Source organism: Caballeronia zhejiangensis (assembly GCF_000698575.1).
GTDB lineage: Bacteria > Pseudomonadota > Gammaproteobacteria > Burkholderiales > Burkholderiaceae > Caballeronia > Caballeronia zhejiangensis.
This window is the reverse complement of the sequence record NZ_JFHD01000002.1, coordinates 282,415-305,417: the sequence shown is the minus strand read 5'-3', so window position 1 is coordinate 305,417 and position 23,003 is coordinate 282,415. Positions and strand designations below refer to the sequence as shown.

21 protein-coding genes are annotated in these 23,003 nt (G+C 62.7%); 7 read left to right on the top strand and 14 right to left on the bottom strand.

Translation table 11 applies throughout. The features are described from left to right. The first annotated feature begins 116 nt into the window (after positions 1 to 116). From ilvA to queF, 3 genes are read left to right on the top strand one after another with little or no spacing between them, the layout of a single operon-like run. Positions 117 to 1,640 carry a threonine ammonia-lyase, biosynthetic gene (ilvA, locus tag BG60_RS04925; RefSeq protein ID WP_008351636.1) on the top strand — a complete coding sequence of 508 codons (1,524 nt, stop codon included), beginning with the start codon at positions 117 to 119 and terminating at the stop codon, positions 1,638 to 1,640. A 6-nt stretch (positions 1,641 to 1,646) separates the two neighbouring features. Next, positions 1,647 to 2,558, top strand: coding sequence for a 5'-nucleotidase (locus BG60_RS04920; protein ID WP_008351638.1), 912 nt, complete (start codon positions 1,647 to 1,649; stop codon positions 2,556 to 2,558). After that, positions 2,555 to 3,379 (top strand): NADPH-dependent 7-cyano-7-deazaguanine reductase QueF, encoded by an 825-nt coding sequence (gene queF, locus BG60_RS04915; RefSeq protein WP_034470572.1) that lies wholly within the window; start codon positions 2,555 to 2,557, stop codon positions 3,377 to 3,379. Before BG60_RS04920 ends, queF begins: the two co-directional genes overlap by 4 nt. Before the next feature lie 56 nt (positions 3,380 to 3,435). Here queF and BG60_RS04910 read toward each other — a convergent pair whose 3' ends face one another. Genes BG60_RS04910 through BG60_RS04900 form a run of 3 tightly spaced genes read right to left on the bottom strand, consistent with a single transcriptional unit; the run spans position 3,436 to position 6,225 of the window. After that, positions 3,436 to 3,816 (bottom strand): RidA family protein, encoded by a 381-nt coding sequence (locus tag BG60_RS04910; RefSeq protein WP_008351642.1) that lies wholly within the window; start codon positions 3,814 to 3,816, stop codon positions 3,436 to 3,438. 34 nt (positions 3,817 to 3,850) lie between these two features. Further along, a complete protein-coding gene (locus BG60_RS04905; RefSeq protein WP_034470570.1) occupies positions 3,851 to 5,335 on the bottom strand; it encodes an N-acyl-D-amino-acid deacylase family protein in 1,485 nt (494 codons plus the stop codon). Between the two features lie 2 nt (positions 5,336 to 5,337). Next, the gene (locus BG60_RS04900) at positions 5,338 to 6,225 is read right to left on the bottom strand and encodes a MurR/RpiR family transcriptional regulator (RefSeq protein ID WP_034470568.1); all 888 of its coding nucleotides are present in this window, start codon (positions 6,223 to 6,225) and stop codon (positions 5,338 to 5,340) included. A gap of 134 nt (positions 6,226 to 6,359) precedes the next feature. Between BG60_RS04900 and BG60_RS04895 the strand changes: the two genes are divergently transcribed. Beyond that, positions 6,360 to 7,634 carry an amino acid deaminase gene (locus BG60_RS04895; RefSeq protein ID WP_034470788.1) on the top strand — a complete coding sequence of 425 codons (1,275 nt, stop codon included), beginning with the start codon at positions 6,360 to 6,362 and terminating at the stop codon, positions 7,632 to 7,634. On the opposite strand, the gene BG60_RS04890 is transcribed toward BG60_RS04895, so the two are convergent. Both BG60_RS04890 and BG60_RS04885 read right to left on the bottom strand, forming a co-directional pair. Further along, positions 7,631 to 8,101: a MarR family winged helix-turn-helix transcriptional regulator gene (locus tag BG60_RS04890; RefSeq protein ID WP_008351651.1), complete on the bottom strand. Its 471-nt coding sequence runs from the start codon at positions 8,099 to 8,101 to the stop codon at positions 7,631 to 7,633. The genes BG60_RS04895 and BG60_RS04890 overlap by 4 nt on opposite strands. A gap of 12 nt (positions 8,102 to 8,113) precedes the next feature. Then, a complete protein-coding gene (locus tag BG60_RS04885; protein WP_034470566.1) occupies positions 8,114 to 9,709 on the bottom strand; it encodes an MFS transporter in 1,596 nt (531 codons plus the stop codon). A gap of 105 nt (positions 9,710 to 9,814) precedes the next feature. Between BG60_RS04885 and BG60_RS04880 the strand changes: the two genes are divergently transcribed. Next, entirely contained in the window at positions 9,815 to 10,663 is an 849-nt protein-coding gene (locus BG60_RS04880; RefSeq protein ID WP_008351653.1) for an EcsC family protein, read from the top strand. Here BG60_RS04880 and BG60_RS04875 read toward each other — a convergent pair. From BG60_RS04875 to BG60_RS04865, 3 genes are all read right to left on the bottom strand, one after another. Next, positions 10,633 to 11,577 carry an alpha/beta hydrolase gene (locus BG60_RS04875; protein WP_034470564.1) on the bottom strand — a complete coding sequence of 315 codons (945 nt, stop codon included), beginning with the start codon at positions 11,575 to 11,577 and terminating at the stop codon, positions 10,633 to 10,635. The genes BG60_RS04880 and BG60_RS04875 overlap by 31 nt on opposite strands. A gap of 12 nt (positions 11,578 to 11,589) precedes the next feature. Further along, entirely contained in the window at positions 11,590 to 12,036 is a 447-nt protein-coding gene (locus tag BG60_RS04870) for a CHRD domain-containing protein (protein ID WP_008351655.1), read from the bottom strand. Positions 12,037 to 12,216: 180 nt separating this feature from the next. Then, entirely contained in the window at positions 12,217 to 13,380 is a 1,164-nt protein-coding gene (locus BG60_RS04865; protein ID WP_034470561.1) for a porin, read from the bottom strand. 440 nt (positions 13,381 to 13,820) lie between these two features. On the opposite strand from BG60_RS04865, the gene BG60_RS04860 reads away from it, so the two are divergent. Beyond that, the gene (locus BG60_RS04860) at positions 13,821 to 14,756 is read left to right on the top strand and encodes a LysR family transcriptional regulator (RefSeq protein ID WP_008351657.1); all 936 of its coding nucleotides are present in this window, start codon (positions 13,821 to 13,823) and stop codon (positions 14,754 to 14,756) included. A 12-nt stretch (positions 14,757 to 14,768) separates the two neighbouring features. On the opposite strand, the gene BG60_RS04855 is transcribed toward BG60_RS04860, so the two are convergent. Next, positions 14,769 to 17,927, bottom strand: coding sequence for an ATP-binding protein (locus BG60_RS04855; RefSeq protein WP_034470558.1), 3,159 nt, complete (start codon positions 17,925 to 17,927; stop codon positions 14,769 to 14,771). Positions 17,928 to 18,017: 90 nt separating this feature from the next. Here BG60_RS04855 and BG60_RS38660 point away from each other — a divergent pair, with 90 nt between their 5' ends. Beyond that, entirely contained in the window at positions 18,018 to 18,185 is a 168-nt protein-coding gene (locus BG60_RS38660; protein WP_160172875.1) for a hypothetical protein, read from the top strand. Between the two features lie 134 nt (positions 18,186 to 18,319). Here BG60_RS38660 and BG60_RS04850 read toward each other — a convergent pair whose 3' ends face one another. The 5 genes from BG60_RS04850 to BG60_RS04830 all read right to left on the bottom strand — a co-directional run bounded on the left by BG60_RS04850 (position 18,320) and on the right by BG60_RS04830 (position 22,774). After that, positions 18,320 to 18,970 (bottom strand): response regulator, encoded by a 651-nt coding sequence (locus tag BG60_RS04850; RefSeq protein WP_008351659.1) that lies wholly within the window; start codon positions 18,968 to 18,970, stop codon positions 18,320 to 18,322. A 59-nt stretch (positions 18,971 to 19,029) separates the two neighbouring features. Next, the gene (locus BG60_RS04845; RefSeq protein WP_034470554.1) at positions 19,030 to 19,710 is read right to left on the bottom strand and encodes a response regulator; all 681 of its coding nucleotides are present in this window, start codon (positions 19,708 to 19,710) and stop codon (positions 19,030 to 19,032) included. A 125-nt stretch (positions 19,711 to 19,835) separates the two neighbouring features. Continuing rightward, positions 19,836 to 20,483 carry a response regulator gene (locus BG60_RS04840; protein ID WP_034470552.1) on the bottom strand — a complete coding sequence of 216 codons (648 nt, stop codon included), beginning with the start codon at positions 20,481 to 20,483 and terminating at the stop codon, positions 19,836 to 19,838. Positions 20,484 to 20,922: 439 nt separating this feature from the next. After that, positions 20,923 to 21,453 (bottom strand): single-stranded DNA-binding protein, encoded by a 531-nt coding sequence (locus BG60_RS04835; RefSeq protein WP_008351662.1) that lies wholly within the window; start codon positions 21,451 to 21,453, stop codon positions 20,923 to 20,925. 118 nt (positions 21,454 to 21,571) lie between these two features. Continuing rightward, positions 21,572 to 22,774 carry an MFS transporter gene (locus tag BG60_RS04830; RefSeq protein ID WP_075583486.1) on the bottom strand — a complete coding sequence of 401 codons (1,203 nt, stop codon included), beginning with the start codon at positions 22,772 to 22,774 and terminating at the stop codon, positions 21,572 to 21,574. Positions 22,775 to 23,003: the final 229 nt, after the last annotated feature.

Sequence of the window (23,003 nt, the reverse complement as noted above, 5' to 3'; positions counted from 1 at the left end):
GACCGTCCGGACGGTCGAAGCACACGGCGCGCCCGGAACGCGCGCGGATGGCGCTATCATTGATGCTTTCGCTCTCAAAAACCTGCGCGCATCGCGGCCGCCTGACGATTTCTCGCATGACACATCCCGACTACCTGAAAAAAGTGCTGACCGCGCGCGTGTACGACGTCGCGCGTGAAAGCGAGCTCGAACCCGCGCGCAACCTGTCCGCGCGCCTGCGCAACTCCGTGTTCCTCAAGCGCGAGGACAATCAGCCGGTTTTCTCGTTCAAGATTCGGGGCGCCTATAACAAGATGGCGCAGCTCCCGGCAGACGTGCTCGCACGCGGCGTGATTACGGCGTCGGCGGGCAACCACGCGCAGGGCGTGGCGCTGTCGGCGGCGCGGCTCGGCTGCCGCGCGGTGATCGCCGTGCCGACGACCACGCCTCAAGTGAAGATCGACGCGATTCGCGCGCACGGCGGACCGACGGTCGAAATCGTGCTCGCGGGCGAGTCGTACAGCGACGCCTACGCGCGCGCCGTGCAGCTTCAGGAAGAGCGCGGCCTGACCTTCGTGCATCCGTTCGACGATCCGGACGTGATCGCCGGACAAGGCACGGTGGCGATGGAAATCCTGCGCCAGCATCAGGGTCCGATCCACGCGATCTTCTGCCCGATCGGCGGCGGCGGGCTGGCTGCGGGCGTCGCGGCGTACATCAAGGCGGTGCGCCCGGAGATCAAGGTGATCGGCGTGCAGACCGAGGATTCCTGCGCGATGGCGCAGTCGATCAAGGCGGGCGAGCGCGTGACGCTCTCCGAAGTCGGCCTGTTTTCGGACGGCACGGCGGTGAAGCTCGTCGGCGAGGAAACGTTCCGGCTGTGCAACGAGTTGCTCGATGAAGTCATCACCGTCGATACCGATGCCCTTTGCGCCGCGATCAAGGATGTCTTCCAGGACACGCGGAGCGTGCTCGAACCCGCCGGCTCGCTCGCGGTCGCGGGCGCGAAGCTGTACGCGGAGCGCGAGGGCATCGAGGGCAAGACGCTCATCGCGGTGACGTCGGGCGCGAACATGAACTTCGACCGCATGCGCTTCGTCGCGGAGCGCGCGGAAGTCGGCGAGGCGCGCGAGGCCGTGTTCGCCGTGACGATTCCCGAAGAGCGCGGCAGCTTCCGGCGCTTCTGCGAGCTCGTCGGCACACGCAGCGTGACCGAGTTCAATTACCGCATCGCCGATGAAAGAGCCGCGCATATCTTCGTCGGCGTGCAGATCAAGTCGCGCAAGGAAACCGCGCAGATGATGTCGTCGTTCATCGAGCATGGTTTCGCGACCGTCGACCTTTCGCACGATGAGCTCTCGAAGCAGCACATTCGCTACATGGTCGGCGGACATTCGCCGCTCGCGCGCGACGAACGTCTGTTGCGCTTCGAGTTTCCGGAACGTCCGGGCGCGCTGATGAAGTTCCTTTCGTCGATGGCGCCCGACTGGAACATCAGCCTGTTCCATTACCGGAATCAGGGCGCGGATTACAGCTCGATTCTCGTCGGCATTCAGGTGCCGCAGTCGGACAACGCGGAGTTCGAGCGCTTCCTCGCGACGCTCGGCTATCCGTGGTGGGACGAAGGCGCGAATCCGGTCTACAAGCTGTTTCTGGCGTAAATCGAAATGCCGAAGTTCACGCTCGAAGACAAGCTCGTCGTCGCGATTTCGTCGCGCGCGCTGTTCGATTTCGAGGAAGAGAACCGCGTCTTCGAGACCGGCGATCTCGCGCAATACGAAGCGCTGCAACGCTCGCGGCTCGACACGCCCGCGAAACCCGGCGTCGCGTTCGGGCTGATCCGCAAGCTGCTCGCGCTGAACGCGGATGAACAGCGCGTCGAAGTGGTGATCCTGTCGCGCAGCGATCCGATCAGCGGGCTGCGCGCGTTTCATTCGTGCCGCGAACACGGACTTGCGATCGAGCGCGGCGTGTTCACGCGCGGCCGTTCGCCGTTTGCGTATCTGAAACCCTTGCGGGCGTCGCTGTTTCTATCGGCGAATCCGGACGATGTGCGCGACGCGCTCGCCGCCGGTTTTCCCGCCGCGCGCGTGCTGCCGGAAACGCCGCGCGCCGCGAGCCGTTACGCGGACGAAATCCGCATCGCGTTCGATGGCGACGCCGTGCTCTTTTCCGACGAAGCCGAGCGCGTGTTTCAAAGCGATGGTTTGCATGCGTTCGTCGGGCATGAATTGGACAAACGCGAGTCGCCGCTGCCGGACGGTCCGCTTAAGCCGCTGCTCGCCGCGCTCAACAAATTGCAGCGCATCGCCGACGATCACGACGATCAGCCGATGCACATCCGCACGGCGCTCGTCACCGCGCGGTCCGCGCCGGCGCACGAGCGCGCGATCCGCACGCTGATGGCGTGGAACATCGAAATCGACGAAGCGATGTTTCTCGGCGGACTCGACAAGGGAGAATTCCTGCGCGAATTCGAGCCCGACTTTTTCTTCGACGATCAAATTCGCCACTGCGAATCGGCTCGCGTCGTCACCGCGACGGGGCACGTTCTCAGCGGCATAGCGAACGCATCATGACACCCGATCAATCTCCGCTCGGCAAGCCCGTCCATTACACCGAACAGTACGATGCGTCGCTGCTGTTTCCGATCGACCGCAAGCGCGCGCGCGATGCGATCGCCGTGCCCGCGCGTCTGCCGTTCTTCGGCACGGATATCTGGAACGCGTATGAGCTGTCGTGGCTGAACAAGCGCGGCAAGCCGCAGATCGCGGTCGCGACGTTCTTCGTGCCGGCGGATTCGCCGAACATCGTGGAATCGAAGTCGTTCAAGCTGTATCTCGGCTCGTTCGCGCAGACGCAATTCGATTCGATCGACGACGTGCGCGCGGCAATCAAGCGCGATGTGTCCGCCGTCTGCGGCGCGACCGTTTCGGTGCAACTCGCCGCGCCGGCCGATTTCGGCAAGCTCACGATGGAAGAGTTCGATGGTTTGTCGCTCGACCGGCTCGATCTCGATTGCGATGTTTTCTCGCCGGATCCTTCGTTATTGAAGGCCGCGCACGATGAAGCGCCCGTCGACGAGACGTTGTTTTCGAACCTGTTGAAATCGAATTGCCCGGTTACGGGACAGCCGGACTGGGGCAGCGTGCAGATCCGCTATTACGGCGGGCAGATCGATCACGCGGGATTGCTGCGGTATATCGTGTCTTACCGCGAACATACGGGGTTTCATGAGCAATGCGTCGAGCGCATCTTCATGGACATCATGCGGGAGTGCAAAACGGAACGGCTCGCGGTGTATGCGCGTTATACGAGGCGCGGCGGGCTGGATATCAATCCGTTCAGAACGAATTTCAACTTGCCGATGCCGGATAATGCGCGGCTGGCGCGGCAGTGAATAACGACGCGGCTCTGCTTCACAGGAATCAGAGCCGCGATCGCATGTTCGCCTTCTTACGCCTTCTTATAAGCCACGCAATCCACCTCGACCTTGCAGTCGATCACCATCGACGACACCACGCAAGCCCGCGCCGGCGGATTCGCGCCGAAGTACTCCTTGAACACCTTGTTGAACGACGCGAAATCGCGCGGATCGTCCAGCCACACGCCGCAGCGCACGACGTGCTCGGTGCCGTAACCCGCCTCCTTCAGAATCGCGATGACGTTCTGAATCGCCTTGTGCGATTGCTCGACGATGCCGCCGTTGATCACTTCGCCATCTTCCATCGGCGTCTGGCCCGACACGAACAGCCAGCCATCGGCCTCGACCGCGCGTGCGAACGGCATATGCGCGCCGCCTTGTCCCTTGCCACCTTCCACGCCATAACGCTTCATCTTTCAGACTCCTTTTCCTGACTCGAACCAGTGCTCAAAACGCGCCGGCCGCATCCAGCTTGGATGCCGAACCGCGCGCCACGAAACGTCCCGCTCGCGCGCCGGTCACGGCCTGCTCGCGATACGTCAAAACGCCATTCACCCACACCGCGTCGATGCCGTCCGCCGCCTGCTGCGGATTCGCGAACGTCGCCGAATCGATCACGCGCTCCGGATCGAACACGACCAGATCCGCGTGATAGCCGACCTTCACTTCGCCGCGCTCCGCGATGCTGAAACGCCGCGCCGACAGGCTCGTCATCTTGCGCACGGCTTCTTCTAGCGTCAGCACGCCTTCGTCGCGCGCATAGTGGCCGAGCACGCGCGGAAACGCGCCCCACAAACGCGGATGCGGCAGCGGATCGTTCGGCAAGCCGTCCGAACCGACCATCGTCGCGGGATGCGAAAGAATGCGCCGCACGTCGTCTTCCGACATGTTGTGATACACCGCGCCCGCCGGCTGCAAGCGCTTCGCCGCTTCCTGCTGCGTCACCTTCCATTCGTCGGCGACTTCGCGGATCAGCTTGCCGGCCATCTCCGGATGCGGCGTCGACCAGGTGATCGTGATGTCGATATCGCCCGTCACCTGCTTCAAGTCCAGCGTCGATGAACTGCGGTTATACGGATAACAATCGCATCCGACCGGCTGCCCGTCGCGCGTCGCTTCGATCGACTTGAGCACTTCCGCGCTGCGTCCCCAGTTCGACGGCCCCGCGCACTTCAGATGCGAAATCACCACCGGCACGCGTGCATGACGCCCGACGCGATACGCCTCGTCCATCGCGTCGAGAATGGCGTCGAACTCGGTTCGCATGTGCGTCGTGTAGAGCGCGCCCGCTTTCGCGAGCGGCTCGGCGAGCGCCTGCACTTCCTCGGGCGGCGCGCTGAACGCCGAGCCATACGCCAATCCGCTCGACAATCCGAGCGCGCCGTTACCCAGCGCTTCTTCGAGCTGCGCGCGCATCGCGGCGACTTCATCGGCGGACGCGCCGCGATCCAGCCGGTCCATATGATTGTTGCGCAGCGCCGTATGGCCGATGAGCGCGCCGACATTCACCGTCGGGCGCGCGGCATTCACGGCATCGACGTAAGACGCGAAAGTCGGGTACGCGAACGCGGCGGCGTCACCGAGCAGGTTCATCGGATCGGGCGGATCGCCCTTCAGCGTCACCGGCGACGCGCTGATCCCGCAATTGCCGACGATCACCGTCGTCACGCCCTGCGTGATCTTCGGCATCATCTGCGGCGAGCGGATCACGTGCGTGTCGTCGTGCGTGTGGACGTCGATGAAACCGGGCGCGAGCACTTTGCCTTGCGCGTCGAACACGTCGTCGGCGGTCCAGTCCGCGAGACCGCCCGGCGCCTCGATCGCAACGATGCGTCCGTCGCGCACGGCGACATCGCGTTCGACGGCGGGCGCGCCCGTGCCGTCGATCACGCGCGCGCCGACGATCAGCGTGTCGGCCTTCAACGATTCCATGATCAGTCTCCCAAGGGTTGACGCTCGCCGCCGCCGCGATGCGAATCGAGCGCGTGCTTCATGCGGCGCAACAGTTCGCGGCTGTGATCGGCCTGCTTGACGGCCAGTTCGGTGACGAGCAAATCGAGCGCCATCATCATCGCGTAACGCGACGACGAGGGCTTGTAGATGAAATCCGTTTCGATCGCGATGACCGGAATCAGCCAGTCCGCGAGCGCGCCGAGCGGCGATGCGGGCGCGGTCAGCGCGATCACGCGCGCGCCGTACTGCCTCGCCAGCGCGCAGCTTTCGACGATCTCGGGCGTCTGCCCCGTCACCGAAAGCGCGACGACCACATGTTCCTTCGATAACGTCGACGCCACCATGCGCTGCAACAGCCCGTCCTGATACGACGCGACCGGCCGCCCGAGCCGCACGAGGCGAAAGCGCATTTCGTCGGCGAGCGCCGTGGAGCCGCCGCCCATGCCGAACACGTAGATCATCGACGCGGCCGCGAGCGCATCCGCGGCTTCGGCGATCGGCGCGGCGGCGAGCGCGCCCTGATTCTGCGCGAGCGTCGCCTGCACTTCCTCGAAGATGCGCGCGGCGAGCGAATCGGGCACGGCGTCCGCGTCGCGCCGGAAGAAACGCTGTCCGACGCCCGCCGCCTGCGCGAGCCGCAGCTTCAGTTCGCGCACGTCCTCGCAACCGACGGCTTTCGCGAAACGCGTCACCGTCGCGACGCTGACCTCGGCCTTGTCCGCCAGCGCGCCGATGCTCGCGCGCGACGCGCTCACGATGTCGTCGAGAATCAGCGCGGCTACCTTGCGCTCGGCCCCGCGCAACTCGGGCGCCCGCTCCGCGATGCGTGCGACGATGTCGAAACTGAGCGTGTCGGCGTGGCCGTTCATGGTTTACGATGAGCCCGTGTTACTAAATAACATTTCCTTCCCGGATGCTACTTTGGTTAACATGGCACCGTCAACCTTGACGCACATCGCACTGCGCGCGGGGTTTATTTAAACGGACGATGGAGTGGCAGCACATGAAAGTTACAAACTATCAGAACGCGACGATCGACCCGTTCGGCAAGGGCCTCGGAATGGTGCCCGGCACGGGCATCCAATTGAACGACGCGTCGCGCCTGCAATGGAATCTGCTCGAAGAGGACGTGAGTCTGCCCGCCGCCGTCCTCTATTCGGATCGCATCGAACACAATCTGAAGTGGATGCAGGATTTTGTCGGCGAATACGGTGTGAAGCTCGCGCCGCACGGCAAGACGACGATGGCGCCGCAACTTTTCCGCCGTCAGCTCGACACCGGCGCGTGGGGCATTACGCTCGCGACCGCGCATCAGGTGCGCGCGGCGTATCGCGGCGGCGTGCATCGCGTCCTGATGGCGAATCAGCTCGTCGGCAAACGCAACATGGGCATGATCGCCGAATTGCTCACGGACGCGAGTTTCGAGTTCTTCTGTCTCGTCGATTCAGCCGATGGCGTCGATCAGCTCGGCGAATTTTTCAGCTCGGTGCGCAAGAAGCTGAACGTGCTGATCGAACTCGGGGTGCCGGGCGGACGCACCGGCGTGCGCGATGACGCGCAGCGCGATGCCGTGCTCGCCGCGATCGCGCGCTGGAACGGCACGATCGAACTCGCGGGCATCGAGTTGTATGAAGGCGTGCTGCAGGACGAAACCAAGGTGCGCGAGTTTCTGAAGAGCGCGGTCGATGTCACGCGCAAGCTGATCGGCGAAGGCAAGATCGCGCGCAAGCCGGCGATTCTGTCGGGCGCGGGATCGGCGTGGTACGACGTCGTCGCCGACGAGTTCGCGAAGGCCAACAGCGATGCGATCGAGGTCGTGCTGCGGCCGGGCTGCTATCTGACGCACGACGTCGGCATCTACAAGAAAGCGCAGAACGAGATTTTCGCGCGCAATCCTATCGCGAAGAAGACGGGCCAAGGTCTGAAGCCGGCGCTGCAACTATGGGCGTACGTGCAGTCGATTCCGGAACCGGACCGCGCGATCATCGGTCTGGGCAAGCGCGATTCCGCGTTCGATGCGGGCATGCCGGAGCCGGCGAAGCATTATCGTCCGGGCAACGAAGCGCCGCGTGACGTATCGCCCGACGAAGGCTGGGAGATTTTCGGCCTGATGGATCAGCACGCGTACTTGCGCATCAAGCCGGGCGACGACGTGAAAGTCGGCGACATGATCGCGTTCGATATCTCGCATCCGTGCCTGACGTTCGACAAGTGGCGTCAGATTCTGGTCGTCGACCCGAAGTATCGCGTCACCGAAGTGATCGAAACGTTCTTCTAAGCCTTTTCTTCGAGCGCGGCCGCCGATGCGGCATTCGCGGCCGCCACTTCCTGAAGGCGTCCCTCGAACATGTGCAGCGCGCTCGACAAGGCCTCGATGGCCTCGTCGGGCAGCGAAGCCATCGTGTCGTGAAGGAACGCATTGCGTCGCGGCAAACCATCTTCCGCGATGGCGCGTCCTTGCGCCGTCAGCGCGACATTCGACACGCGATTGTCGCGTGCATCGACGCTGCGCACGATCCAGCCGAGTCCTTCCAGCGTCTTTAGCTGACGCGTCAGCGCGCCCGGGTCGACTTTCAGATGCTCGACGAGCCGCTTCTGCGACAGCACGCCCGCGTGCTCGTGCAACGCGAGCAGAATGCGCCAGCGCGGCATCGGCTGGCCGACGGCCGTCTCGAACGCCGACATGAACGCGCGATATGTGCGCCCGAATTGCTGCACCACGGCGATACGGTCCTGTTCATTCATGCTCTTTCTCTATCATTCGGCGAGGATGACCGGCTCTTGCGGCCCTTTCAGTCGCACCGGCGGAACGCGGCGCGACTGCCACAACGACACCACCGCGATCACCGCCGCGAGCGCGAGACCAATGTGGATCGCGGCGACGAGCGCTTCGCGCGCGGCTTCGAGCAGCATCGCGCCGTTATGCCCCGCCGCGCTCAGTTGCGCAAGCAGCGTCTCCTGACCTTCGCGATTGATGAGGATTTGCGGATCGGAGAGATCAGCGGCCCAATGCATCGCGTGATCTTTTTCCAGCGCGAGATTCACGCCGCTCGCATAGAGATGCGCGACAAGCGTGCCGGTGAGCGCCGTGCCGATCATCCCGCCGATCATGCGCAGCGACTGCAAAAGCGCCGTCGCGATGCCCAGATGCGCGCGGCCCGCGGTCTGTTGCGCGAACACGGTGAGATTCGGCATGACGAAGCCGAGGCCGAGTCCGCCGAGCAGCATGATGACGAGCAGCAGCGAACGCGGCATGTTGTGCGTCGCGACGACGGTGCCGAGACACGACACCGCGAGCAGCGCGAAACCGACGTACAGCATCAGATTGGCGTTCTTCAGGCGCGTGACGATGCGCCCGTTCACGATGCTGCCGATCGTGATGAACACGACGAGCGGCGTAATCATCATGCCCGCGTCCTTCGGCGACATGCCGAAGCCGCCCTGGAACAGCAGCGGCGCATAGAAGAGCAGCGAGAACATCGTGAAACCGCCGAGAATCGCGAGCGTGAAGAGCGCGGCGAGCGCCTTGTTGCGAAACATGTCGATGGGCAGGATCGCGTAATCGCAGCGCATTTCCCACTTCCACAGCGCGAAGCCGGCGGCGACGCTCATCGCGAGCAGCGCGACGGATTCCGCGCCGAAGCCGTGTTTCGGCAGCATTTCGACGAACAATTGCAGCGCGCCGAGCGCCACCGCGATCAGCGCGGCGCCCGGCCAGTCGAGGCGCATCTTGCCTTCATGCGCGACGTGCCGCAGATGCGGCAGGAAGCGCCACACGAAAAAGAGCGACACGATGCCCACCGGCAGATTGACGTAGAAGACCGAACGCCAGCCGTAATACTGCGTGAGGAAGCCGCCGAGCGACGGCCCGACCGCGTTCGCGATGCCGAACGCGGAACTCATCAGCACTTGCCAGCGCAGGCGCACGACGTTATCGGGGAAAAGATCGGCGATGCACGCGAACGCCGTGCCGACGAGCATCCCGCCGCCGATGCCTTGCAAGCCGCGCGCGAGCACGAGGAACATCATGCGGTTGGCGAGCCCGCACAGCACGGAGGCGACGGTGAACACGACGATCGACGCGATCACGAACGGCTTGCGGCCGTAGTAATCGCCGAGGCGTCCGAAAATTGGCACGGTGATGACGGAAGTCAGAAGATACGACGTGGCGACCCACGCGTAGAGATCGAAGCCTTTAAGCTCCGCGACGATCGTCGGCAGCGCGGTGCCGACCACAGTCTGATCGAGCGCGACGAGCATCGTGACGAACGAAACGCCCAGCATCGCCATGAGGGATTCGCGAAAAGGCAGCACCTGCCCGCTGGAATGATGCGCGGCTGTATGAACGGCCATCTTTGTAAGCGCAATGATTGACTAGTCAACGGAAATGGAATCATAGCACGGGCGCGCACTCTAATTCTGCGTGTCAACTTACCTTTTCCCGGATAGAACCCTCGCATGGAACCGACGCCGATCATCACCTCGCCGCTTACGACCGAAGATTTCGCGGCCCTTGCCCGCGCGAAGGAATTGCTGGAAAGCCCGTCGCTGACGATGAAGCTGGCGAGTGTCGTCGGCGCGCCCATCGAAAAGCTGATGGGCCGCTTGCCGGCCGCCGCGCAGGAAAAAGTCGACGACGCGACGCAGCTCGCGCTGAAGAAATGCCTTCAGGTCGCGCTGCGCACGCTCGGCAAGAGCGCGCCCTCCGATTCGCTACTCGCGCCGCCGCCCGACAAGCCGCACAACCTGATGCACAAACTCGCCGTCGCGACGACCGGCGCGGCGGGCGGCGCATTCGGACTGTTCGCGTTGCCTGTCGAGTTGCCCGTTACGACGACGCTGATGTTCCGCTCGATCTGCGATATCGCGCGCAGCGAAGGCGAGGACGTGCATCGAGTCGAGGCGCAATTGCAATGCATGATGGTGCTCGGCATGGGCGGCACCAAAACCGACGACGACAACGCCGATCTCGGCTATTTCATCGTGCGCGGCGCGCTTGCGCAGTCGGTCTCGCGCGCGACAAACGAGATCGCCGCCAAGGGTCTGAGCAGTCACGGATCGACGGCGCTGCTCAAGTTCCTGCAGACGGTCGCATCGCGGTTTTCGGTGCAGGTCAGCGAGCAGGTCGCGGCGAAGTCGATTCCGGCGATCGGCGCGGTGCTCGGCGCGATGGTCAACACCGTGTTCATCGACCATTTCCAGCAGATGGCGCATGGGCACTTCACCGTGCGCAGACTCGAGCGTCGATACGGCGCGTCGGCGGTCGAGCGCGCGTATCAGACGATCGAGGTCATGGGCGGGCGATGAGCATTCGTCGCCGCCGCCGTCGATTCGATGAATGCGGCGGCGTGCGCGAGCGCTTCGCGCGCCTCGGGCATGAACGGCGCCCAGATCTGGAAGATGTGCGGCACGCCGCGCCAGATTTCCATTTCGACGCGCACGCCCGCCGCGCGCGCTTTGGCTGCGACGCGGGTCGCGTCGTCGAGGAGCAATTCCGTATCGCCGGCCTGGACGAAGAGCGGCGGCAAGCCTTCGTAATCCCCGAAAACGGGCGACGCGTAAGGATTGCGCGCGTCCGCCGCGCCGAGATATTGCTCGGCCACTTTGGGAAACGCCGACGCGTGATACATCGGATCGCGGCCGTCGTTGGTTCGCATCGACTCGCCGCTGGACGTCAGATCCGTCCACGGTGAAAACAGCACGGCTGCGGCCGGAAGCGGATCGCCTGCGTCGCGCAGCGAGAGAAGCGTCGCGAGCGCGAGGCCGCCGCCCGCGGAATCGCCCGCGATGACGATCGATTGCGCCGGCACCCCGTTTTCGAGCAACCGACGATAGGCCGCGACGCTATCGTCGAGCGCCGCTGGAAAGCGATGTTCCGGCGCAAGACGATAATCAAGCGAGAAAACGCTGGCATTCGCGCGGGTCGCCAATCCGAACGTAATCGCTCGATGACTGCGGGGCGAGCAAAAGTAATAACCGCCGCCGTGCAGATAAAGAATCGTTGCGCGCGGCGTTGTCGGCGGGATGAGCCATTCGCCGCGCAGCGGTGCATCGCCGATTGTCTCGCGGATGTCGAGCCGCCATCCTTTCGGCACGCGCGGCGACCAGAGCCGGCGCGACGCGTAGTCGCGCGCGAGTTCGACGTCGAGCGTGGGATGCGCGCTGTGCGGACGCACGCGTTTCGCTACGACCCAGCACGCGAAGGCGCTTTGCCAACTCATCGTCGCCGAGCGTCAATCGGCAGGCACCACCTGACCGCGTATCTCGCCGGTCGGGTTCTCCTGCGTGTGAATATTGAAATACCACTGACCCGCCATGAGATCGGTGACTTGCGGGTCCGTCAGCGTCGCTTGTCCTTTCATCGGGCTCGCGAGCGCTTTCTTGTCGACGGGCACTTGCACCTTCGCGTTCTGTCCGACCGGCGCGGGGCCGTGGAAATGCGCCATCGTCACCGGACCCGATAGCTCCGCATAAGTCGCGGTCCAAGTCAGCACTTTAGTGTCGGTGTCGAAAGTGGCGTCGAGGATGCCGTGGCCTTTGCTCACGCGCGGCGGAACTTCGCTCGAAGGCTGGAGGTTCGCTTTTAGCGCGACGGAGTCGGCGTGAGCGGGGCTCGCGGCGAGCGTCGCGAGCAGCAGAATGGGTATCCAGCGGACATGTGGTCGGCATGTCGAGATCATCATTGCTCTCCTGGTCGCGGTCAGTGCGCGTTTTGCTGGGAGGACCGCATCGCCATGGTAGATCAATTCAAATGCGTGACGCATTTCCCTTCGATGAAAGCGGGCGCGCCCATGCGAAAAGGGCGCCTCGCGGCGCCCTTCTCTAGCTAGCTACAACAGCTTGGTACTGCTCTGACCGCTTTAGAAGCGGTGACGGATACCCGTCGTCAGGAGAACCTGACGGCTGCTCGAGGAAGCGTCGCCTGCGCCGCTGATAGCAGCGCGCGGGTACACGCCGTCTCCACCGCCGCTCGCGATCTGCACAACGCCTTCAGCATAGATGTCGGTGCGCTTGGACAATGCATAGTCCGTCTGCAAACCGAACTGGTGACGGCGAACGCGCCTGGACTCATCCAGCGGAACTTCGGTCTTGGCGTACGTGAAGGTGTAAGCCGCACCAACCGACAGTGCCGGGCTAAGTGCGTAGCGGCCGTTGATTTCGTAGTTATTGGTAATCGACGAAGAATCAAGCGCGGCGTTGCTATTGTTGTCGAGGCGGATCTGCGTCCAAACCAGACCGAACGTCATAGCACCGGTCGTGAAACTACCGCCCGCACCGAACGTACGCACGCGTGCTGTGTCTTGATCGGCCGGAGTGAACAGCGTTACCGGAACCTCCGTGATCGCGCCGACGTTGTTCGAGTTGTAACCGTTCGCTTGCGTGTATGCCGCGCCGAACTTGAACGGACCATTCGCATAGCCCGCACCGAGGCTGTATGCCCGGTTTGCGGCGAAGCTGCCCGCGGTGTTCGAGAAGCCGTATGCGCCAGCGAACGACAGGCCGGAATAGTTCGCACTCACGAACTTGATGGAGTTGTTAATGCGGAAAGCGTTACCGTCCAGATTGTCCAGATCGCCCGGGTGCGCGAAGTACGTGCCGCCCCACGAGCCGGTCGCGCTCAACGGGCCGAGATAGTCGGCAACAGCGTCGTTCTGACGACCGAGCGTCAGAGTACCCGCTTGCGCCATCGACAGACCGACGTAAGCCTGACGGCCGAACTGGCGACCATCGCTGGTGCCGTTCGCGATGTTGAAACCGTTTTCCAACGTGAAGACGGCTTTCATGCCACCGCCGAGGTCTTCAGCGCCGCGCAAGCCCCAACGGCTGTTCTGCAGATTGCCGCTGGTCACGCCCCACGCGCTTGCCTTTTCGTAGCCTGCGCCGAACGGAGCTTGCACGTTGTTGACGTACGTCAGGCCCGCATCGACCAGACCATACAGCGTGACGCTGCTTTGCGCGCTTGCAGCAGTTGCGAACGAACCGGCCAGAGCGGCGACGGCCGTTACGATCAGAGTCTTTTTCATGTGTATTCCTTTGAGTCTTGAGACTCGATGGGTTGCTTCAGGCCAAACGCCTGTCGAGTTCGGACTCCCGTCTTCGCTCGTCTTGTTCAGCACCGATATTCGGCACGGCAAAGTTTATTGCCCGCTATTTTTGAGAAACCGCCAAAGGAATCACAAAAACCTTTTCGAATAATTCGAAAAGTTCAATTTCGGGATGGGTTAACGCTTAGGCCGCATGGACTTACGCGTCATCCGATTAGCGCCGTGCGAACGCGCCTATGGACACGAGTTGCGTTCATGCCACAGTGGTCGCATTGAGACATTCGTCTCCGATCAGAACACTCCGATTCCCCAGCATGTCATCGCGCTCTAACATCGCGCACGCGAGGCCGCGCTTTAGCCGCCGGCATTTATCGGCATACTCGAAGCGTTCGAAATGCGCTTCTCACATCGATCGCTCAATGAATCAACTCCAGGCGATGCGCGTCTTCCTGAAAGTGGCGGAAACCGAATCGTTCGGCCGTGCCGCCAACGCGCTCGATCTATCCAACGCCGTGATAACGCGCTACGTCTCGTTGCTCGAGGCGCATCTCAACACGCGCTTGCTGAACCGCACGACGCGCAGCGTGTCGCTAACCGAGGCCGGTCGCGCCTATGCGGACGGCTGCCGTGCAGTGATCGAACAGATCGAGACGATCGAAGCATCAGTGGGGAACAGTTCGGTCGATCCTTCGGGCACGCTCAAGCTCGTCGCGTCGGCATCATTCTCATTGCTCGGACTCACGCCAATGCTGCGCGGATTCCGCGAGCGATACCCGAACGTGAAGTTGCGCTTGACGCTGCTGCATCGTCCGGTCGATCTCGTCGCGGAGGGCTTCGACGTCGGCATCGTCGTGCCGCATCTCGTGAACAGCGGCATGCTGATCAACCGCCCGTTGGTGAGAGTCGCGGCGGTGCTCGTCGCCGCACCGGCTTATCTGGCGCAACGCCGCGCGCCCGTCGGGCCGGCATCGCTGGCGTCACATGAGTTTCTCGCGCCGTCTTCGGATATCCATGGATCGACGTGGTCCTTCATCGGACCGTCGGGAGAGACGGAAAGCGTCGAACTCGATCCGGCATACAGCGTGAACAGTTCGCACATGTTGCGGCAGGCGGCGCTTTCCGGAATGGGAATCGCGGTGCTCCCGGAGAGCTACGTGGCGCAGGATATCGAGGTGGGTTCGCTCGTGCGACTGCTGCCCGGCCATACGCTCAAGGACGCTGACAAGGAAGTGTCCATCGTCTACCCGGGACGCCGGCACGTTTCGGCCAAGACACGCGCGTTCGTCGATTTCGCGCTCGCCTATTTCCGCGATGGCGAACTCGCCGATGCGAGTCCCTGCACACCTACGGAATAAGAACGCGCCCGGTCAGAGAATTGCGGCGCCTTGCGCGTGGATACGGTCCACGAGCTGCTCGCATCGCGCGATCAACGCAAGTCCCTCGCGACGGCGCACGTCGCGCGATTTCACATGCAGATCGCGACGAAACTCCTCCAGCGCGCCGAGCAGCGGCCGATACTGCAACACGCTCGCCGCCCCGACGACGCGATGATGCCAGTCCCGCAGATCATCGACCGTGCCGCGATCGAGCAATTGCCGAAGCGCCACGAGATCCTCGCGGAACGACGACACGAACGCATCCAGCAATGCCTTGACGGTCGCTTCGCTGCCCCATAGTTGCGCCATGGCGCTCAGATCGAGTTCGTCATCGTAGCGGGCCGGCACATCGGTTCCCTGAGCGGAATGTGTCTCGGCTTCGGGCGTGCGTTCATTCGTGATCCACCATCGGTTCAGATGCTCCCGCAACGTAGCGAGCCGGGTCGGCTTCACGAGACAGTGGTCCATGCCCGCCTCACGGCACTTGCGCAATTCGTCGGGCGCCGTGCTCGCCGTGACGCCGAGGATCGGCAAGCGACGCGACGCGCCGGCTTCATCCGAACGGATGCGTCGAGCCAGTTCGTAGCCCGTCATGTTCGGCATGTGGCAATCGGTAATCAGGAATCCGTATCGGGTGTCAGCGAGGGCAGCGTATGCCTCGGCGCCGTCGTGCACGACATCGCACGCGAAACCCAGCAGGGTAAGCTGATTTCGAATCAGCTCCTGATTCACCGGATGATCTTCGGCGACGAGCACGAGCCTGCCGCTGCGCAGCGCGTCTTCCCGGTCGGGCGCCACCATCTTCGCTTCGTGCGAATGCGTGACGCCCGATGCGACCTGCGGCATGCCTGTCAATGCGGCGACGCAGGCCGCGCCGAGGCCGTGCCATGAAATCGGATTGACGCTCACGCGGATGTCGTCTTCGAGAATGCGGTATCCCGTCGGCTTCGGCTTTTCGGTTACGTGGATCACACGCGAAGCGGATGGCGAAGCGTGCTTGTGCGTATCGCTCAGAAAGACGATCTCGATGTCTTCGAGCAACTCGTGTTCTGATCGCGCGAGTTCGTCGGGCGTGTAGCGCAGCAATTGCAGACCAAGCGCCTCGCCATAGTGCACGAGGGCCGCCGCGACGCGATCGTCGTCGATCGCCACGATGCCTCGCTTGCCGCGCAATCCGTCGATCTGATAATGCAAGGTCTCGACGGGCATCGTGAGACGAACGGTCATTGCCGTGCCGACGCCCAGCGCGCTTTCAAGGCTCATCGCGCCGCCCATCAGCGCGACGAGACGATTGCAGATCGTCAGGCCGAGCCCGGTGCCGCCGAAGCGCCGCGTCGTGGAGGTTTCAGCTTGCACGAACGGCTCGAAGAGGCTTCGCTGCGCGTCCGGAGCGATCCCGATGCCCGTGTCTTTCACGCACAGTTCGATCACCTGCGCCGACTCGGTGTGCTCGACCGCGCGAACGTGCAGCGCGACATCGCCCTTGATCGTGAACTTGATCGCGTTGCTCATAAGATTGAAGAGAACCTGCCTGAGCCGCACGCTGTCGCCCCTGACCGCCGCGGCCACTTCGGGCGCCACGTCGACGCGCACGCGCAGGCCCTTTTCGTGCGCTCTTGCGGCGAGCAGGCCCACCGCACTATCGACGAGTTCGCGCAAATCGATCGGCGTGGACTCGATCGTCAGCCTGCCGGCCTCGATCTTCGAATAGTCGAGGAGATCGTCCAGAATCTGCAGGAGCGCGCTCGCCGAATCCTGAATCATGCCGAGCATTTGCGACTGGTCGGGGTTCAGACGCGTATTTTCGAGCACTTCGACGAGCCCGAGCACGCCGTTCATCGGCGTACGGATTTCATGACTCATCATCGCGAGGAAGTCGTCCTTCGCGCGCGATGCGGCTTCGGCGGCGTCGCGCGCGCGGGCGAGTTCGTCGGCGCGGGCGTGCTCGACACTCGCGTCGGCCCAATAGCCGCTCCAGACCACGGCGCCGTCGTCTTCGCGGTGCGCGACGAGATCCGCGCGAATCCAGCGGTGCACGCCTTCCACCGTCGAACGAAACTCGGTGTGCAGCGGCTCGAGTGTCCGCGCCGAAGTTTCGATTTCCGCGAGAAGCCGGGCGCTGTCTTCGTCGTGGACGTGCGTCAGCGCGTGAATCGGATCGTCGGCCAGAGCGGCGACGTCCAGACCGAGCAACTGACGCGTATCGCCATCGATATAAGGAAGGCTGTACGTGCCGTCGCTCGCGCGGCGCAACTGGAACACGACCGCCGGCAGCGATCGCGTCACGTCGTGAAGACGCCGCTCGGTTTGCCGCGCGCGCGTTTCGGCGTCGCGAATATCGGTGATGTCGATCATCGTGCCGACGACGCCCGCTCGCTCCCCGTTCGACGCATTGAACGCGCCCGTCCAGAAAAGCCCGCAGCGCGAGTGATTGCTGTTGTCGGCAAATTCCGCTTCGACTTCCTGACGTTGACCCGTTTTGAGCGTCGTGCTGGTCAACTCGTGAAGCACGCGGCTGTGCGCGTCTCCCCACGCCGTGACTTCGACGCTCGTGCGTCCGAGAACGTCTCCGCGTCGAACGCCGAGCGCTTCTTCGAAGGCACGATTCACCGCGATGTAGCGATTCTGCATGTCCTTCGCGACGAGGGGATACGGCACCACCTCCATCATGGTCTGCTGGAAACTGAGTTGCGTAGCCAGACGCTGCTCGGTCTCCATGCGCCGTCCCATTTCCTGCTGCAATCGGACGAAAGCGCGCAGCGTCACGAACAAGACGGCTGCGATGCCGATGAGCGCAGGCAGCAAGCGCAACGCGGAGATATGCGTGGTCGCGGATGCCGCCTGCCTGGCGACGGCTTGCGTCTCGGCTTGCCTGAACGCCCGCTTGATCAACAGGTCGAGCGGCTGCAAATCGGAATGCATCGCGTAGTTCAAGGTTCCGGGCGGGCTCGGTGCGACGATCATTTCGATTTCGCCGCGTTGAAACGCCGATGCGGCCGTGGGCCAGTCGTTGAATCGCTTCGGCTCGAACGTGACGCCGAGGGACTGTTCGATTTTGGCGAGCGCGACTTCCGGCGGCTGAAGCGGCTGATCCGGACGACCGCGTGACGCTTCTATCAAGCCGACGGCGATCGGACTCAGCGTGCGCAAGTAACCGCGCTCGGGCTCATCGAGTTGGGCGCTGGCCGTTGCGTCGTTTGTATTTTTTCGAAGTCCAGAAGTCGGCTGGGAAGCGTAGGCATGCGGGTCGGCCGCATTGCCGAACGATGGCGCGATCAGGCTGAAAAGGAGCAAACAACGCGCGAACAGAAATCTCAATTCGAATCCTTCGGATGCGGGCCGGCGCGGCAAGGACCGTTGCTGCGCCGTCTGAGCAAGAACTCGATGACGCCGATTCACGGCTTTTGACCGCTACGAGTCGCCGCGCTTCGTGCTTGCCTGTCGAGTGCAAATGTCTTGAGTCTGAGCCGCTGCGTATCAGGATCGAATCAGAACCGTCCCAATTTGCTCCTAAACCGGGCATCGGCGACGGCTACACCACTTCAGACCAGGCCGACTTGCTGAAAGTAGGCGACCAGCTCCTCCTCGCTATCGAGTCCCAGCTTGCGCATGCCGGCACGCTTCTGCGTCGCGATCGTCTTGCGGCTTCGTCCGAAGTGCTCAGCGATCTCATGGACCAGAAGACCGCGAGCGTAGAGCTGGAAGACCTCCCATTCGCGTCGGCTCAGTACGCCCACGCGCGCCGGCGATGTCGCGGGCAAATGGCGCACGGCCGCCTCCACGGTTGGGGAGAGGAAACAGCCGCCGGCTTCAGCGACGGATATCGCGTCGTGCAGGCATTCGAGTCCGTCGCGCTTGTCGATCACGCCGTCTACGCCGAGCTGAACGAGCCCGGCCAGCATTCGCGTTTGGCAGATCATCGTGAGCACGATGATCTTCGGCCGCTTTTCCTGCCAGGTCAGACGCCTGAGAAAGGTGATCGAGCTGCTTTCCCCGTCGATACCGCGCATACCGATGTCGGAGAAGATGAAGTCACACGGCGTGGTATCGATTGCTTCGGCAAGTTCCAGCGTGTCGCACGCGGTGGCGACCACGCGCACCGCGCCATCTCGCTCGAGCAGGGTTTGAATACCCTTGATGACGACCGGATGGTCATCCGCAACGATGGCGCGTTTCGGCGTTCTTGTTCTCATTCTGTTATGCGTTCTTGCTGGCCTCAGGGCTTGCGCGGCGTGCGCGCTATGCGATGCGTCTAGATCAAGCCACTGTCCGCGATAAATCGATACAAATCCGCGTCTGTCGATAAATCGAGCTTTCGCATGGCCGCGCATTTTTGGGCGCTGATCGTCTTCACGCTGCGATCGAGTTCCTTCGCGATCTCGGTGACATTCGCGCCGCGTGCATAGCGCTCGATCACTTCCAGTTCGCGGCTCGTGAGCCGCTGACGAATGAAACGCGCGTGGCTTTCGGAATCCGCGAGCGCGAGCGTGCGGCGTATTGCGGGCCCGAGATAGGTTTCATTGGCGATGACCGAAACAATCGCGACGTAGATCAGTTCGAGCCGGTCTTCCTTGCTTAGAAACGCGTGGGCTCCCGCTTCCAGCGCCTGCTTGACGAGCGCGGCGTCGCCACTGCGCGACAGGACGACGATCCTGACCTCCGGATACTGGTTCGCCACATGCTGAATCAGCTCGACGCCGTCGCCGTAACGTCCGCCCGGCATGAAATAGTCGATGACGACGACGTCGCACTCGCCGCGAGCAAGCGACTCTTCGAGTTGGGTCGAATTAGCGTGACGACTTACCACCTCTACATTGGGAAAATTCCCAGCGAGTCGCTCGACGGCGAGGATGACGAGAGGATGATCATCCGCTATTGCGAGCCTTATCCGTTTAGCGTGCGAGAACACCTGGTTCCCGTTCCAGAACTCCATTGCCTCAAACCCCTTCTAGTCCTGCGGACCAGAATTCACATCCAAAAAAGAGAAGGTCGATCATCCGGCATCGAAAAATTTAGATACATAAGATGCATCCGAAACCATTTCAGTGCGCCAAAAACTCATCCTAATCCGCGTGCGCGTACAAACGCGAATAACCCGGGATCGTTTCTTACGCCTAGCTTATTCATCGCATCACGTTTCTGACGGCTGATCGTGCGAACATCGCGATCGAGTTCTTTTGCTATTTCGGTAATCGAATGGCCTTTGGCAAACAGGCGGACGACTTCGATCTCTCGCACGGACAGGCGCGGCTCCTCCGGCGAAAATTCGGTCTCCGTGCCCGCTTCCGCAAGCGCCGCGACAAACGAGGCGCTCACGAAACGGCGTCCGACGCTCGCATGCCGCACGGCCGTCACCACGAGTTCGATGGGTTCGGCCTTGTTGACGAGGCTCATCGCGCCGGCATTCAGGATGGAGCGCAAAATCGCGACGTTGCTCACGCTGGTGAGCACGACGATGCAGAGGTCGGGGAAATCCTGGCGCACCTTGCGAATGAGACGGAGACCGTCATTTGCATCCGCTCCCGGCTCGGGCATGGCGAAGTCCGTGACCAGCACATCGCACGGCTTGACCGCGAGTTCTGCCAACAAAGTGCTCGCATTATTTGCCTCGCCGACGACCTCTAATCCGTCTGCGGCGGCGAAGATGGCCTTCATCCCAAGGAGAACGAAAGGATGATCGTCAGCCAGTACTATTCGAAGCTTCAAGAGGCCCCCGGTTATTCTTGGTCTCGGTGAAAATGCTTGTGGGCTGCAACGGCGCGCAACGGATTAATCCACGCGGCACGATTAAGCACGGCTTTCCGATTCGCGTTTACCAGAAACACATAAACCGCAAACCTTCAAAAACCTCAATTAGATGACGACAAGCAAATAAAGATTGCGTTTATTTTCTCGGATAATCGCCTCAAAAATAGAATGTGACCAATTTGCAGGCCATAGGATAAATCCGATTAGACTGCGGAATAGTTGGTGTGCACTTGATGGCGTACGAGCGCGACTACCAGGCGCCGAGCGCTGAATAGGCTCCGGCGCGAGCAATAGATCACACCGCAATCAGGAAGCGCCTCGCCGACTCAAAAAAAATGGGCCTCAGGCTGTTTCAGCCAGAGGCCCATCTTCCGATGCGCGAATTGTCGGTGATTCTTTAGAACGGGATATCGTCGTCCATGTCGTCGAAGCCGCCGCCTGCCGGCGCGCTCGGGCGGCTGGAACCGCCGCCTGCTGAGCCGCCGCTCGCACGACCGCCCGCGGGCGCGCGTCCGCCGCCGCCGCCACCGCCGCCCGAACGATCCATCGGCGCGCTGCGGCTGTAGCCGCCATCATCGCCGGCACCGGCGCCGCCGCGACCGCCGAGCATCTGCATCTGATCCGCGACGATTTCGGTCGAATAGCGCTCCTGGCCCGATTGATCGGTCCATTTGCGCGTGCGAATACGCCCTTCGATGTAAACCGACGACCCCTTCTTCAGATATTCGTTGACGATTTCGGCGAGCCGGCCGAAGAACGCCACGCGATGCCACTCCGTGAGTTCCTTGAATTCGCCGGAGGCCTTGTCCTTGTAGCGGTCCGTCGTCGCGAGACGAATATTGGCCACGGCGTCGCCGCTCGGGAGGTAGCGGGTTTCCGGGTCGGCGCCCAGATTGCCCACGAGAATGACCTTGTTGACTGATGCCATGATTTCTCCGGTAGATTCCTTGCTAACTGTCAGCCGAAAGATGCGATTGGACCGATCTCGTCTTCAGACGTGGATTCGGTTGCACCCTGTCGGCTCGATTCGATGATTCCAATTTCTCTCAGGCCGCGCGCTCTGTTCTGCGCGGTGGCGGCTTCATCCATGCAGCGACGATGAGCCACGCCAACACCAGCGCCGAACACGCGAAGAAAACCGCGCTCGGCCCGTCGAGCTTCAGCAGCCAGCCGCCGATCACCCCGCCGAGGGCAAGGCCGATCGACTGCGTCGTGTTGTACACGCCCGCCGCCGCGCCCTTTCTCGTGCCCGGCGCAAGCTTCGACACCAGAGACGGCTGCGACGCCTCCAGCACGTTGAAGCCGAGAAAGTACACGAACAGAATGGCTGCCACGGACCACAGCGTATGGGGAGCCGCGCCCAATAACAACTGGCCGATCAGGATAAGCCCGATCGCACTCAGCATCACGCTCTTCATTTTTCCACGTTTCTCGGCGGCGATGATGGCCGGCACCATGAGCACGAACGCGAGCGCCATCACGGGCAGGTAAATCTTCCAGTGCGATGCGACCGGCAACCCGCCGTCCACCAGAATGCGCGGCACGACGAGGAAAAGCGCGGTCTGCGTCGCGTGGAGCACGAGCACGCCGAAGTTCAAGCGCAACAACTCGACGTTGTGCAGCACTTCCGCGAACGGCGCCTTGACGTGAACCGGATGCGCGGGCGGATCGGGCACGATCCAGAACACCACGCCCACCGCGAGGATCGACAGGACGCCGATCACCGTGAAAAGCCCGCTCATGCCGACCCAGTGGAACACGATCGGCGCGCCGACGATCGCCACCGCGAACGACACGCCGATGCTGCCGCCGACCATCGCCATCGCCTTCGTGCGGTTTTCCTCGTGCGTGAGATCGGCAATGAACGCGATCACCGCGGACGAAACGGCGCCCATGCCCTGGATCACGCGCCCGGCGATGATCCACGTCATCGAATGCCCGGCGGCCGCGACGAAGCTGCCCACCGCGAAGACGAGCAAGCCGAACGCGATGACCGGCTTGCGCCCGAGCTTGTCGGAAATCCAGCCGTAGAAGATGTAGAGCATCGACTGCGTGACGCCGTAGGCGCCAAGCGCAATGCCGACGAGCAGCACGTTGTCGCCGCCGGGGATGGTTTTCGCGTACACCGAAAACACCGGCATGATCATGAAAAGACCGAGCATGCGCAGCGCGAAGATGGCAGCGAGCGACACGGTCGCGCGCAACTCCGGCGCAGACAGACGTGTGGACGTGGCAGACGGATTGGACATCAGAAACGGGAAAAGGATGAGGGTCGCGTCTGGCCTGGCCTGCGGCGCAGCCAGGCGCGGCCGCCTTGTTCTTGCTCGAAACGGCACTATATGGAATCGCACGGCTAAAAGCGCGCCGCTCGATGCGTCGGCGCTCTCGCGTACTTGGCCGGCAAGTCCCCGCGCCGGCCGATCGACGCGCATCCGGCCCTCGGGCTCGGGCGCTGCGCCCTTTAAAAGTCGTTATAGT